The organism is Candidatus Merdisoma sp. JLR.KK011 (genome assembly GCF_036941125.1).
Taxonomy (GTDB): domain Bacteria; phylum Bacillota; class Clostridia; order Lachnospirales; family Lachnospiraceae; genus Laedolimicola.
Window position 1 is genome coordinate 2322890 of sequence record NZ_JAYWSZ010000003.1, and the last position, 13523, is coordinate 2336412.

General features: G+C 50.4%; 12 protein-coding genes. 1 reads left to right on the forward strand and 11 read right to left on the reverse strand.

Annotated elements, in window-relative coordinates; genetic code table 11:
- Positions 1–36: 36 nt before the first annotated feature.
- The 9 genes from VV089_RS12485 to VV089_RS12525 form a co-directional block, all read right to left on the reverse strand.
- Positions 37–813 carry a response regulator transcription factor gene (locus VV089_RS12485; protein WP_172543701.1) on the reverse strand — a complete coding sequence of 259 codons (777 nt, stop codon included), beginning with the start codon at positions 811–813 and terminating at the stop codon, positions 37–39.
- Positions 791–2497 carry a sensor histidine kinase gene (locus tag VV089_RS12490; RefSeq protein WP_334336074.1) on the reverse strand — a complete coding sequence of 569 codons (1707 nt, stop codon included), beginning with the start codon at positions 2495–2497 and terminating at the stop codon, positions 791–793. Before VV089_RS12490 ends, VV089_RS12485 begins: the two co-directional genes overlap by 23 nt.
- A 134-nt stretch (positions 2498–2631) precedes the next feature.
- Positions 2632–3366, reverse strand: coding sequence for a ClpP family protease (locus VV089_RS12495; protein ID WP_172543703.1), 735 nt, complete (start codon positions 3364–3366; stop codon positions 2632–2634).
- A gap of 119 nt (positions 3367–3485) precedes the next feature.
- Positions 3486–4757, reverse strand: coding sequence for an O-acetylhomoserine aminocarboxypropyltransferase/cysteine synthase family protein (locus VV089_RS12500; protein WP_334336075.1), 1272 nt, complete (start codon positions 4755–4757; stop codon positions 3486–3488).
- A complete protein-coding gene (locus VV089_RS12505) occupies positions 4754–5536 on the reverse strand; it encodes a CFI-box-CTERM domain-containing protein (protein WP_334336076.1) in 783 nt (260 codons plus the stop codon). Before VV089_RS12505 ends, VV089_RS12500 begins: the two co-directional genes overlap by 4 nt.
- 224 nt (positions 5537–5760) lie before the next feature.
- Positions 5761–6489 carry a YebC/PmpR family DNA-binding transcriptional regulator gene (locus VV089_RS12510; RefSeq protein WP_172542241.1) on the reverse strand — a complete coding sequence of 243 codons (729 nt, stop codon included), beginning with the start codon at positions 6487–6489 and terminating at the stop codon, positions 5761–5763.
- A 98-nt stretch (positions 6490–6587) separates the two neighbouring features.
- Positions 6588–6935, reverse strand: coding sequence for a type II toxin-antitoxin system PemK/MazF family toxin (locus VV089_RS12515; RefSeq protein WP_172542249.1), 348 nt, complete (start codon positions 6933–6935; stop codon positions 6588–6590).
- Positions 6936–7061: 126 nt separating this feature from the next.
- A complete protein-coding gene (gene alr, locus VV089_RS12520) occupies positions 7062–8273 on the reverse strand; it encodes an alanine racemase (protein ID WP_334336077.1) in 1212 nt (403 codons plus the stop codon).
- 179 nt (positions 8274–8452) lie between these two features.
- Positions 8453–9094: a redox-sensing transcriptional repressor Rex gene (locus VV089_RS12525; RefSeq protein ID WP_334336078.1), complete on the reverse strand. Its 642-nt coding sequence runs from the start codon at positions 9092–9094 to the stop codon at positions 8453–8455.
- Between the two features lie 225 nt (positions 9095–9319).
- On the opposite strand from VV089_RS12525, the gene VV089_RS12530 reads away from it, so the two are divergent.
- Complete coding sequence (locus tag VV089_RS12530) at positions 9320–11224, forward strand: ABC-F family ATP-binding cassette domain-containing protein (RefSeq protein ID WP_172542235.1); 1905 nt, start codon at positions 9320–9322, stop codon at positions 11222–11224.
- A gap of 199 nt (positions 11225–11423) precedes the next feature.
- Here VV089_RS12530 and VV089_RS12535 read toward each other — a convergent pair whose 3' ends face one another.
- Entirely contained in the window at positions 11424–11840 is a 417-nt protein-coding gene (locus VV089_RS12535; RefSeq protein ID WP_172542233.1) for a CBS domain-containing protein, read from the reverse strand.
- A 29-nt stretch (positions 11841–11869) separates the two neighbouring features.
- Positions 11870–13405, reverse strand: a complete 1536-nt coding sequence (gene cls, locus VV089_RS12540) for a cardiolipin synthase (protein WP_172542231.1) — start codon at positions 13403–13405, stop codon at positions 11870–11872.
- Positions 13406–13523 lie beyond the last annotated feature (118 nt).

Sequence of the window (13523 nt, forward strand, 5' to 3'; positions counted from 1 at the left end):
AATCGGAAAAAATACCGAACAAATCTGTTCGGTATTTCATCTGATTCTGCTCTGATACTCTTTGGCCGAGCAGCCCATATACTTTTTAAACACGTAATTAAAATATTTGTACTCTCCGAATCCGCATTCCCAGCCCACCTCCGACAAGGGTATGCCGCCCTCCTTTAAGATTCCCAGGGCTTTCTGGAGACGGTATCGGTTCAGATACTCAATGATCGTGGTTCCCAGAGCCTTCTGAAACCTCTGGCTGATATACCGCTCCGAATAATGAAGGTTCTGTTCCAGATCCGAGAGGGTAATCTTATTCTGATAATTGGCCGTAATATAGGCAAGCACCTGGTCTACCAGAGGGTCCTGGATCTTCTTTTCCCTCTCCTGCTCCAGAAGGGACAGTGTGCCTGTATCCCCGGCAGATTCATTCCGCTGCCGCAGATAATAGATGTTCTTTGATTCCAGCACCGCCTGCTCTAAGGCCTCTTTCATCTCCTCCATATTCAGGGGCTTCAGCACATAGCTGGAAACTCCGTTGCGAATGGCCTCCCTGGCATATTCGAATTCCGAATAGCCCGTAAGAATCACAGCAGCATAATCATACCGGAACTTTGTCCGGGACAGCATAGTAAGCCCGTCCATCAGAGGCATATTGATATCCGTAATCACAATGTCCGGCCGAAGCTCCTCGATGAGCTTTACGCCTTCCTCCCCGTTGCCTGCCTCTCCGATGACGCTGCAGCCGAATTCCTCCCAGGGAATGGAATTTTTGATTCCTTTTCGTATAATCTCCTCATCCTCAACCAGCAAAACACGGTACATTTTTTCCACCTCCTATCCACAGGCGGATGGTTACTGCAAATCCCATCCCCTCCTGGCTCTCAAGACTTAAGCCGCTGTCGTTGCCGTATTCCAGAATCACTCTCCGGTTAATGTTCTGAAGGCCGTTGTGTACGGTATTGATTTCTCCGGAATGCAAGATCCCTCGTAAAGTCTCCAGCGTAGATTTGGGCTGCCCCGGCCCGTCGTCCTCCACCTTGAGAACAAGGTATTCCTCCTCAATCCATCCCCGGATTAAGACATGGATGGCCGGTTTCTTCCGAAAGCCGTACTTCAGGCTGTTTTCGATCAAGGGCTGCAGAAGAAGCTTTGGGACAAGAACCCTGCTGCACTCCGGCCTGATATCCACCTCGTACAAAAAACGCTCCCCAAAGCGTGTTTTCTGAATCACCAGGTAATCCTCTATATACTCCATATCCTCCTGCAGGGAGGTGCTCTGCTTCGTATTGTTGATGCTGTAGCGCAGAATCCTGGTAAACCTTCCAATCAGCTCGTCGGCCTTTTTCCCGTCCTGGGCAATGAGGAAGCGGATGTTGTCCAAGGTATTGTATATAAAATGGGGATTGATCTGGGCCTGGAGGTTCTGAATCTCCATGCGGTTATTGATTTCCAGAAGATCCATATTTTTCTGGTTCAGTTCATTGACACTCACAACCATCTTATTGATCTGCCGGGCAATCTCCTCAATCTCATCGCCTGTTTCAATCTCAATCACATGTTCTGTATCCTCTTTTCGGATCAGGCGTATCTCTTCCACCAGGGTCCGCACAGACTGGGAGGTTTTCTCCGCCATTTTCTGAAGGAGGTGGAAAAAGAGGATCATCCAGACCAGTCCCAGGCTTAAGATGATCAAAATACCGATGAGTATGTAGCTTACGTTTTCCGGCTGATAGATAAAGGAGTAAAGATATACATTCTGCTCGGGAAGATACCGCCTTCCGGTAAGGTAGCGGCTGTCGTTCACCTGGCAGTAGCGCTCCATTTTCCTGGGACGGTATTTGTTCACGGTGCTGCCTGATGTAAAGCTGCTGTTGGAGCAGTAAATCACATCGCCCCCCGCCGTGGTCAGGATAATGTCGTACTGGTATTTCTGAAAAAGCCGGTTCCAGTCTCTTTCCTTTAGATAGGCCGCCACGCTGCCCACATAAACGCCATTCTGGTAAAGGGGTTGAATCAGCACATATTCCGAGGTTTCCCCCGAGAAAAAGTAAACCGTCCGGTACAGCTTCCCGTCCTGGGCCTTGGCGTTGGTGTCCGCAATCTGGTTGAACTCCTTCCTGTGCAGATTCAGCACTTCCTCGGAAAAGCTGGAGAAGAGAATCTGTCCTTCAGGGTCAGCCAGGAGCAGATTGATTCCCACCAGGGCGTCCACATTGTATTTCGTAATCCGGTACTGAAGGCCGTTTCCATTTTCCAGGCCAAGGATACAGTTTAAAAATGTTGCTGCATTTTCCTCGTCCTGGAGAAAAGACGCCACAGAATCACAGACCTGCCGGAAGGTTCCCGTCACGTCGTCCAGATGCTTTTCCTGTTTCATCCTCTGCTCAATCAGCGTGTTTCCGAAAATGGCAACGCAAAAAAACAGACATCCAATCCCTATGACTGTGATAATCTGTTTTGATGCCAGCCTCTCCAGTTCCTTTTGAAAACTGCTCTTTTTTGCCATCCTTCAGCTTATCCTCTTTTGTTTGTCCTTTTCATAATCTAACAGATGCATTTCCCTTTCAGCAGTATTATAGCATCCGCCGTCAGACAGGACAATACCAAACCTTCTAAGCCTTAAGAACCTTTTATCCGCCTTTATAAGTCTCCCTGCTCCTGTATCAGCTCCCTTAATTTTCCAAAAGCATCCTTAATTCCGCCGACCTCATTGATGATCCCTTCCTCCACAGCCTGAGGCCCCACCAGGACAGATCCTACATCCTTCGTAAGCTGGCCTGTCTCCAGCATCAGCTTTAACAGCCTCTCCTCGGAAATCCCACTGTGCGAAGTGATAAACCCGGAAATCCGATCCTGGATCTTCTGAAAATAGTCAAAGGTCTGGGCCACCCCGATAATGAGACCTGTCATCCGCACCGGATGAATCATCATAGTCCCCGTAGGTACGATAAAAGAGTAATCCGTAGACACTGCCAGCGGAACCCCGATGGAGTGGCTTCCCCCAAGAACAAGAGAAACCGTAGGCTTGCTTAAGGAAGCAATCATCTCCGCAATGGCAAGGCCCGATTCCACGTCGCCCCCCACCGTATTGATAAGCACCAGAAGCCCCTGCACGGTTTTGCTGTCCTCCAGGGCCGCAAGCTGCGGAATTACATGTTCATATTTTGTCGTCTTGGAGTTGGACGGCAGGCATTCGTGGCCCTCGATCTCCCCGATGATATTCAAGAGATGAATCTTCACCTCCCCATCCTCCAGGGTAAGCTGTCCGTACTCCTCCACCTGCTTATCCTGCCGTTCCTGCTTCTCTCCTGTCTGCTTTTCTTCCTGGTTCTGATTCTTTTCCTTCTGATTCTTTTCCTTTTTATTCTCGCTCATAAATAAAATCAGCCTCGCTTCCCATACATTTTGTGTATTAGTATGAGATATAAGGCTGATTTTTATTCTCCCATACCCTCAGTGGACAAGGGTACAGTTCCTATGGAAAAATCCGGAAGCTACGCCTGCTCAAGAGCCTGCTTCAGATCCGCAATAAGATCCTCCGGATTCTCAATCCCTACGGAAAGCCGGATCATCCCCGGCGTCACGCCTGCCTTTGCAAGCTGCTCATCCGTCATCTGCCTGTGGGTATGGCTGGCCGGATGAAGGACGCAGGTACGGGCGTCCGCCACATGAGTGACAATAGCCGCCAGCTCCAAGCTGTCCATAAAGCGCACCGCTTCCTCCCTTCCGCCTTTTAAGCCAAAGGAAATCACGCCGCAGGTGCCGCCCGGCATATATTTCTGCGCCAGCTCGTAATAGGGATCGTCCTTTAAACCTGCAAAGTTCACAAACTCCACTTTCTCATGGCCGTGGAGATACTCTGCCGCTGCCCGGGCATTGCTGCAGTGCCGCTCCACCCTGAGAGCCAGCGTCTCCAGCCCCACATTCAGAAGAAATGCATTCATAGGAGAAGGAATACTGCCCAGATCACGCATCAGCTGGGCAGTAGCCTTGGTAATATAAGCCAGCTTTCCAAACTGCTGGGTATATACCACCCCATGGTACGTGGGATCCGGCGCAGTCAGCCCCGGAAATTTATCCTTGTAAGCATCCCAGTCAAAATTGCCGCTGTCCACAATACAGCCGCCTACCGCCATGGCGTGGCCGTCCATATATTTTGTAGTGGAATGGGTCACAATGTCCGCTCCCCACTCAAAGGGGCGGCAATTGATAGGCGTTGCAAAGGTGTTGTCCACAATCAAAGGACAGCCGTGAGCATGGGCCAGACGGGCAAATTTTTCGATATCCAGAACCACCAGGGCCGGATTCGCAATGGTTTCTCCCACCACCGCCTTCGTATTGGGCCGAAAAGCCTTTTCTATCTCTTCCTCTGATGCGTCCGGGTCTACAAAGGTACATTCGATTCCCATCTTTTTCAAAGTAGCCGCATACAGATTAAAGGTGCCGCCGTATACCTTGGCGGAACACACCAGATGGCTGCCTGCCTCACAGATATTGGTCACTGCATAAAAATTAGCCGCCTGTCCGGAGGAGGTAAGCATAGCTGCCGCACCGCCCTCCAGCTCCGCAATCTTCGCCGCCACACAGTCGTTGGTGGGATTCTGCAGGCGCGTATAAAAATATCCGTTGTCCTCCAGGGCAAAAAGGCGTCCCATCTCCTCTGTGGTATCGTATTTAAAAGTCGTGCTCTGATAGATGGGAAGCACCCTCGGCTCTCCCTTTTTCGGCTTCCAGCCTCCCTGTACGCAGATGGTATCCTGTCTCATGCCATATACCTGCCTTTCAGATCATACACCATAGCCATATAGCGTTCCCGGCAGGCTTCCTCTTTTCCCGCCTCAATAAGCTTCACACAGGGGGACAGATACTTCTGCCAGATTTCTTCATACACCTGCGCCGGAGCCTCCGAGCGCCCGATCCTGCTTACGATGGTAGGCGCAATGTTGTAATATTCCTCTACAAGGGCCTCCCCCTCCGGCGTGGAAAGTAGATACTGATCCCGGTAATTCCGGAGCAGCTCCAGCTCGTAGCAGTTATCCGCCTTTCCCTGGCTCTCACATACAGCCGTAGTGATATAGCACAGCTTCCGGTGGAAGCCGGCCTCAATCTTCTCATAGTTTGCCTTTCCCACCGTGGTCTGGAAAGCCGTGTTCCACTTTTCCACAATACGGTCTGTGAGAGGCTCTGCAGATTGTCCCTTCTGTTCCAGAATGGCCGGAAATGTATAGACTGCCAGGATCATATTGTAATTGATCAGCTGTTCGTTCCGCTTTCCCTTTTTGGGGATACGCTCCAGCTGCACTGACGCCTGCTCTATCAAGCGATCCGCAAGCTTGTCAAGCCATTCCTCATCCGGCGTCTCTGACTTGAGATAAACCTGCTCAATGGCGTCAATCACATTTATGTATCTGCGAAGATATGTCTGAAAGGCCTCCGGGTAGAGGCTCTTCTTGAAAGAGGCCAAGGGATTCTCCGCCTCAAACAGCATGTCCTCTATTCCCTGCATCGCTATGTTATAATACTCACCGTACGCTACAATATCCATTGTCTTCTCCTATTAAAAGTCGCTGCGCGACAGCACGAAAGGGTAAAGCTGCTTCGACACACCGGTAATGAGAGAAACTTTTATTCGAAAGGGCACTCATAAAAGTTCCTCTCGTGCGCCTTTGCAGCTTTACCGTCCAGCAGAAATTATTTTTCAAAAGCACTTAACATTTCTTAGCTGGACGATTCCAGTTCCGTAATATCCTTCAAACTATGCTGCTCTTTTTATTCATCCCAGTTATGGTACACATTCTGGACATCATCGTCCTCATCCAGAAGATCCAGGGTTTTCTGCAGATTCTTAATATCTCCTTCATCTGTCAAGGTTACATAAGTCTGCGGAATCATGGTAACCTCTGCCTGGGCCATCACGATGCCTTCGGACTCCAGAGCCTGCCGCACCTGGCTGAAAGCATCAGGGTCTGTAATAACCTCAAAGCTGTCCGCCTCCTCGGAAAAATCCTCGGCTCCCGCATCCAGGGCCAGCATCATCAAATCATCCGGATCCATCTCGCATTCCTCCCGGTCAATGATAATCTGTCCCTTCTTGTCAAACATATAAGAAACACAGCCCTGCGTTCCCACAGAGCCGTTACCCTTGGTAAAGGCGCTGCGGACATTGGCTGCCGTCCGGTTCTTGTTGTCCGTCAGCGCATCCACAATAATAGCGATTCCGCTGGGGCCGTACCCCTCATAGGATACATACTCGTAATTCACGGCGCTTGCATTCCCGGCCGCCTTCTTGATTCCCCTGTCAATGGTATCATTGGGCATATTGTTGGCCTTTGCCTTGGCAATCACGTCACGAAGACGGCTGTTGTTGGCCGGATCGGCGCCTCCCTCCTTTACGGCCACGGCAATCTCACGGCCGATAATGGTAAATATCTTCCCTCTGGCTGCGTCGTTTTTCTCTTTTTTATGCTTAATATTCGCAAACTTTGAATGTCCCGACATTGCTAACACTCCTCTTCCTTTTGTTCTTTCAGCCTGTACCCTTCCTGCGGGCAGACAGTTTTATCTATTTTAGCATTATTTTTCTGGGATGGCAAGCATTATGTATCCAGCTCCAGGCTTACCCTCAAGGCCTCATTGACCTTCCCCAGAAGGCCCTCATCCAGATGACACACCTTGTCTCGAAGCCGCTGCTTGTCAATGGTACGCAATTGCTCTAACAAAATTACCGAATCCTTTACAATCTGGCACTGTCTGGTGCTAAGCTCCACATGAGTGGGAAGCTTTGCCTTATTCATTTTTGAAGTAATGGCTGCCACAATCACAGTAGGACTGTGGCGGTTTCCCGTATCATTTTGAATCACCAGAACCGGCCGGATTCCTCCCTGTTCCGATCCTACCACAGGCCTTAAATCCGCATAGTAAATGTCTCCCCGCCGGATTATCAATCTTCTCACACTCCGATTTTCTGAAATTCTTTTCACTGGTATAGGAAATCGACTTGATTTCCTGTACTGGTTTCCAGTTATATCGGAAGTATTTCCAAAAAAATCGGAAGTATTCAGTAATCTATGTCATTTCTGCAGGCTTGGAGAGACAGGCTTTTCAAAAATCCTCGGCACGCGTTTGTTGATATCGCAGACAAATTCATAGTTAAACCGCCCGGACAGTTCACATAAGACCTCTAAGGGAAGCTCTGCGCCTCCATCCTTTCCAAACAGAGTAACCTCCATGCCCATCCGGGCCTCCGGAATGTCCGTCACATCCACCATCATCTGATCCATGCAGACACGGCCGCGGATCGGCGCCTTCTTTCCGGCAATCAGCACATAGCCCTTGTCGGAAAGGCTTCTGGGGTATCCGTCCCCATAGCCCGTGGGAATCGTAGCAATCCGGCGGACACTGTCTGCCTCATAGATGCCTCCATAGCTTACCTGCGTCCCCGGTTCAATCTCCTTGATGTGGATGATCCGGCTCTTAAGCTCCATAACAGGCACAAGGCGCATCCCCTCCTTCTTCACTTCGTCCGAGGGGTAAAGCCCGTAGAGAATAATCCCGGCCCGCACCATATCCCACTGCGCCTCCTTTGATTCCATGATTCCGGCGCTGTTGGAACAGTGGCGGATCGGAATAGGAAGCCCGGCCTCTCTGCATGCCTCCTCAAATACCCGGAAACGGGCAATCTGACTGTTTACAGAGGTTTTGTCCGCCTCGTCCGCACGGGCAAAATGGGTGAACAGCCCCTCTAGCCGGATTCCCGGAAGCCCGGCAATCTCCTTTATCATCTCAACACTCTCCTTGGTATCCGCAAACCCGATACGGCTCATGCCCGTGTCCACCTTAATATGCACCGGCACCAGAATCTCCTTTCCAAGGAGTGCGCTCTGCTTCATGGCCGCCTTTGACAGCTCCCTTCCCGTCTCAAGGCTGTACACCGCAGGACGTATCTGCGTGCAAAAGCTTCCGTCCTCCAGCGGCTCCTCCTCCAAAAGTCCTGCAATCTCTTCGCAGTCCTCCGGGTACACATATCCCAGAATCAAGAGAGGCTTCCTGATACCGGCGTCCCGAAGCTCCAGAGCCTCCTCCAGCATAGCCGTGGCAAAGCCCCACAGCTCCTCCCTCTTCTCAATGTACCGGGCAATGGCACAGGCCCCGTGTCCATAGGCATCCGTTTTCACCACCGCCGTCACCTTGGTTTTCTCAGACAAGCCTGCCTTAATAGCGTCCAGATTCGCATCAACAGCATTCAGATCCACAAAAGCCCCAATACGCGTATAGGTACTCATTTCTATTCTTCCTTTCTGACTATAGTATATGTTCCCCGGCACACAGATGTCAGAAACCTTCCCTGTTTCCGAAAAACACATAGCAAAAGGGAACCAAAAGCCGCCTTGCTTTTAAGCTCCCTTACCCTGGTACAGCATCCCGGAAAACACGGGCACTCTGCACAGCAAACACTCCTTTTCTAAGAATGCTCCTTTTCATACCGGTTAATATTGTAGGACAACTGCATCAGGCTCTCCGACAGATGCACATTCTCCACCAGCACATCCTCCGGAACCTGCAGATCCACATGAGCAAAATTCCAGATAGCCTTAATGCCATATCTCACCAGAAGCTCCGCCATCTCCGACGCCTTAGACTTCGGCAGGGTCAGAGTCGCTATCTGAATATCCTGATCCCGAATAAAATCCTCCAGCTCCTCCAGCATATAAATCTGTATTCCCCGGACACTTAAGCCTTTGAGCACCGGATTCACGTCAAAGATGCCCTTAATCACAAAGCCTCTTTTCTCAAAAGACACATAATTCGCCAACGCCTGGCCCAGATTTCCGCCTCCTATAATGATCATATTGTACTTCTTGTCCAGACCCAGGATCTTTCCAATCTCCTCATACAGGCGGGCGACATTGTACCCATATCCCTGCTGCCCGAAGCCGCCGAAATTATTCAGATCCTGCCGGATCTGGGATGCCGTCACATGCATCCTGTCACTCAGCTCTCCGGAGGAAATACGCTCCACGCCGCTCTCCATAATCTCACCTAGGTATCGGTAGTAACGCGGAAGTCTTTTAATAACCGCTTTCGAAATTTCACGCTCTTCCATTACAACACCGCCCTGCAAAAATATTTTTCTGCTATCATTATATCGGCCGCACACAGGCTTGTCAATGACTTTGTAGGATTTTTCACAAACTAACCGCAGCCCAACATCCGCCCTGCACAACCGTTTGACTTTTCCCTCCCATTCGTTATAATAGAGAAAGACCCAAAATTCCCATAAAAAAGAATTCCGGGCACGCTTATACAGAAAGACGAGGTTTTATATCCCATGATACTGGCATGTCAAAGCATCCATCATTCATTCGGCGCCGACACCATATTAAAAGACGCATCCTTTCATATAGAAGAACGAGAAAAAGCCGCCATCGTAGGCATCAACGGAGCGGGCAAATCCACCCTTTTAAAAATCATTGTTCACGAGCTCTCCCCCGATTCCGGCCAAGTCGTATTGGCAAAAGGCCGAACCCTGGGCTACCTGGCCCAGCACCAGGATCTGGAGAGCAGCCGCACCATTTACCAGGAGCTTCTGGAAGTAAAACGAGACGTGATCGAGCTGGAAAGCCGCATCCGCGCCCTGGAACAGGAAATGAAAGAGCTCTCCGGAAACAGCCTGAGCATAGCCCTGGAAACCTACACACGCTTAAACCACGAGTTCGAGCAGAAAAACGGCTACGCCTATCAAAGCGAAGTGACAGGCGTCCTAAAAGGCCTGGGCTTCCCGGAGGAAGAATTCGACAAAGAAGTCAATACCCTCTCCGGCGGCCAGAAAACCCGTGTATCCTTGGGAAAGCTGCTCCTCTCCCGGCCGGATATCATTCTCCTGGACGAGCCCACTAACCATCTGGACATGGCCTCCATCGCATGGCTGGAAACCTTTCTTCTGAACTACGACGGCGCCGTGATCATCGTAGCCCACGACCGCTATTTCCTAAACCGGGTAGTCACAAAAGTAATCGAGATCGACAACGGACAGGTAACCGCTTTCCAGGGCAACTACTCCGACTACGCCGCCAAAAAAGCCCAGCTTCGGGAGGCACAGATGACAGCCTGGCTGAACCAGCAAAAAGAAATCAAGCACCAGGAAGAAGTCATCGCAAAGCTCAAATCCTTCAACCGGGAAAAATCCATCCGCCGGGCCGAAAGCCGGGAAAAGATGCTGGACAAGATGGATGTTCTGGAAAAACCCACAGAGGTACGCTCCGATATGCACATCCACCTGGAGCCCCAGATCGTAAGCGGCAATGACGTACTCACCGTAGAAGGCCTCTCCAAATCCTTCGGCTCCCTGTCCCTCTTCCAGGATCTGAATTTTGAAATCAAACGTGGAGAACGGGTAGCCCTCATCGGAAATAACGGAACAGGCAAAACCACCATATTAAAGATACTAAACGGCCTTCTGGATGCTGATGAAGGCTCTTTCTGCCTGGGAACAAAAGTAAAGATCGGCTACTACGACCAGGAACACCACGTACTCCACATGGAGAAAACCCTATTTGAAGAAATCTCCGACGCCTACCCAAGCCTTGACAACACCAAGATCCGCAGCACCCTGGCCGCCTTCCTCTTCACCGGCGACGACGTATTCAAGCGGATCGGAGACTTAAGCGGCGGCGAACGGGGCCGTGTATCCCTGGCAAAGCTCATGCTCTCCGAAGCAAACTTCCTAATCCTGGACGAGCCCACCAACCATCTGGACATCGTATCCAAAGAGATCTTAGAGGAAGCCCTGAACCGCTACACCGGCACCGTCCTCTACGTATCCCACGACCGGTACTTCATCAACACCACCGCCACCCGGATCCTGGATCTCACCGAGCGCCAGCTGGTAAACTACATCGGCAGCTACGACTACTATCTGGAAAAACGAGAAGAGCTATCCCCAGCCCTCTCCCCAGACACCAGAGAGCCTGTAAAAGAAGCCGCCCCAGCCGGAAAGCTAGACTGGAAACAGCAAAAAGAAAAACAAGCCCAAATCCGCAAACGCGAAAACGACCTAAAACGCACCGAACAAGAAATCTTCGCCCTAGAATCCCGCACCAAGGAAATAGACACCCTCCTCACCCGCGAAGAAATCTACACCAACACCACCGAATGCCTGAAACTCCACCAAGAAAAAGAATCCCTCACCACCCGCCTAGAAACCCTCTACACCCAATGGGAAACCCTAGCCTGACCACCTCCCAACCTACCACCCCCACAACCAGGGTCTGAAGCAAAATAACCCATCAGCCTTTTCCAATATCCAGTGTCCGGCTGTTCGCGAACCGTCCGAACCGTTGTAATAAGGAGGGACCCACGAAGTGGGAGGATTCCTTATTGCTGGGGATATGGAAAAGGCTGATGGGTTATTTTGCTTCAGACCCGTCCGCCCCCTACCCATTCTTCACCGAAATAAACTCCCGATAACAAAACCCCATAATATCCTTCCGCGTCACAATCCCAATAAAGATCTGCTTATCATCAATCACCGGAACAAAATTCTGGTTCATAGCCTTCGAAAACAAATCCTCAATATTCGAATCAATAGAAATCGGCTCAAACCTCGCCCTCCGGCGCACCGTCTGAATCGACACATCCTCCGCTGCCCTCAGATCCAGCGAAAACTTATTCTTCAAAGTCCAGAGCATATCCCCCTCTGTAATCGTCCCTATGTACTCCCCGTTCCGGTTAATCACCGGAATCGCTGTAAATCCGCTTCGCTCCAGCTTTTCAAGTCCCTGCCGCAGCGTACTGTCATCATAAAGATAAGCCAGCTCTCCTTTGGGTTTCAAAAAAAACAAAATGTTCATTCCTTCGTTCCTTTCTCATTCAAGCTTTCTTATAATAATGGCGCCAGAACCCGTAAGACAGCACAGAACAGGCTGTCGAAAAAGCCCTGTCTCTTATCCCGGGGCATAATCTCCCGGCTCTGCCCAATGGTCTCCAGGCAGTCCCGCTTCAAATCAGCCACAATCGAATTCCGGTAAAACAGCGTACCGCACTCAAAATGCAGGTACAGGCTGCGGAAATCCATATTAATCGTTCCCACCACCGCCGTCTCGTCGTCACAGACATAAGACTTGGCGTGAAGGAATCCCGGCGAATACTCATAAATACGCACCCCTGCCCGCAACAGAGAAGGATAATAAGACCGCGTAAGCTGGAAAATCACCTTTTTGTCCGGAATTCCCGGGGTCACAATCCGCACGTCCACCCCTCTCTTGGCCGCCAGGCAGAGAGCCGTCTCCATCTCATGATCAATGATCAGATAGGGCGTAAAAATATACACATAATCCTTGGCCTGATTCAGAATATTGAGATACACGTTCTCCGCCGCAATCTCTTCATCCAGAGGCGAATCCCCGTAGGGCTGCACAAAGCCGTCCGGCACAAAAGGCTCTGGGTGATAGCGTTCCGGACGAAACGCCTCATAAGAAGCATCCGTTTTCCGTAATCCGTTCCACATCTGCAGAAACATCACCGTATAGTTCCACACTCCATCGCCCTTTAGCATAAAGCCGGTATCCTTCCAGTGGCCAAAGCGCATCTTCTCATTGATATACTCATCCGCCAGATTGATGCCGCCGCTGAAAGCCGTGTGTCCGTCAATCACCGTAATCTTCCGGTGATCCCGGTTATTCATCACCAGAGACCACAGGGGAATAAAGGGGTTGAAGGCCATACAGCGGATCCCCTTGGCCTCAAGCTGCAGGTCATATCCTGCCGGAAGCAGGGAGACACATCCCAAATCATCGTAGATAAAACGAACGTCCAGGCCGGCCTTTGCCTTTTCCTCCAAAATCTCCAGAATACTGTTCCACATCCGGCCCTCTTCCACAATAAAGTATTCCATGAAAATGAAATGCTCTGCCTTCTTAAGCTCCGAAAGAAGCTCCGGAAACAGCTCATCACCCAGCTTATAATACTTTGCCTGGGTATTGCCGTACACAGGAAAGCCGCAGGTTCTTGACATATAGGAAAACTGCCCTTTGGCCCCGGCATCCAGGCTCCCGATCTCCTCCAGCACCGAAGGATCCTGCTTTACGGACTCCTGTGTGCGCCTCTGCTCTGCTTCCAGCTTAAGACGCATCTTTTTCGATGGCTGCTTATTGCCCACAAGCAGATAAAAGAGGCCGCCCAGCAGCGGAAATACCAGGATAAAAATGATCCAGGCCATTTGATAGGCCGGATTCTCTCCCTTGTTAATAATCCACAGCACTGCCAAAAGGCTCACCAGTGTAAACAAAGCGGAAATTGCCGTAGAGTAGGTGGTCAGTCTGGTCAAAAAGGTCAACAGCCACACAAGCTGAATCAACAGCAAAAGTCCGAAAAACACCAGTCTGCTTGTCAAGAGCTTTAATATCTTCCGTAACATATTTCTTATCTCCTGTCCCCTTCCATCCTACCACATTTTTCATTCATTTCCAAGTTCGCTGCCCTATTTCACAAAATTTTAATAGTTTCACAAAATCCCCCATCCCAATGCCTGCTCC

What these genes read in the sequence shown, in the direction of transcription:
- VV089_RS12485 (WP_172543701.1), bottom strand. Translation starts at nt 813, where the DNA reads ATGTACCGTGTTTTGCTGGTTGAGGATGAGGAGATTATACGAAAAGGA.
- VV089_RS12490 (WP_334336074.1), bottom strand. Translation starts at nt 2,497, where the DNA reads ATGGCAAAAAAGAGCAGTTTTCAAAAGGAACTGGAGAGGCTGGCATCA.
- VV089_RS12495 (WP_172543703.1), bottom strand. Translation starts at nt 3,366, where the DNA reads ATGAGCGAGAATAAAAAGGAAAAGAATCAGAAGGAAAAGAATCAGAAC.
- VV089_RS12500 (WP_334336075.1), bottom strand. Translation starts at nt 4,757, where the DNA reads ATGAGACAGGATACCATCTGCGTACAGGGAGGCTGGAAGCCGAAAAAG.
- VV089_RS12505 (WP_334336076.1), bottom strand. Translation starts at nt 5,536, where the DNA reads ATGGATATTGTAGCGTACGGTGAGTATTATAACATAGCGATGCAGGGA.
- VV089_RS12510 (WP_172542241.1), bottom strand. Translation starts at nt 6,489, where the DNA reads ATGTCGGGACATTCAAAGTTTGCGAATATTAAGCATAAAAAAGAGAAA.
- alr (WP_334336077.1), bottom strand. Translation starts at nt 8,273, where the DNA reads ATGAGTACCTATACGCGTATTGGGGCTTTTGTGGATCTGAATGCTGTT.
- VV089_RS12525 (WP_334336078.1), bottom strand. Translation starts at nt 9,094, where the DNA reads ATGGAAGAGCGTGAAATTTCGAAAGCGGTTATTAAAAGACTTCCGCGT.
- VV089_RS12530 (WP_172542235.1), top strand. Translation starts at nt 9,320, where the DNA reads ATGATACTGGCATGTCAAAGCATCCATCATTCATTCGGCGCCGACACC.
- VV089_RS12535 (WP_172542233.1), bottom strand. Translation starts at nt 11,840, where the DNA reads ATGAACATTTTGTTTTTTTTGAAACCCAAAGGAGAGCTGGCTTATCTT.
- cls (WP_172542231.1), bottom strand. Translation starts at nt 13,405, where the DNA reads ATGTTACGGAAGATATTAAAGCTCTTGACAAGCAGACTGGTGTTTTTC.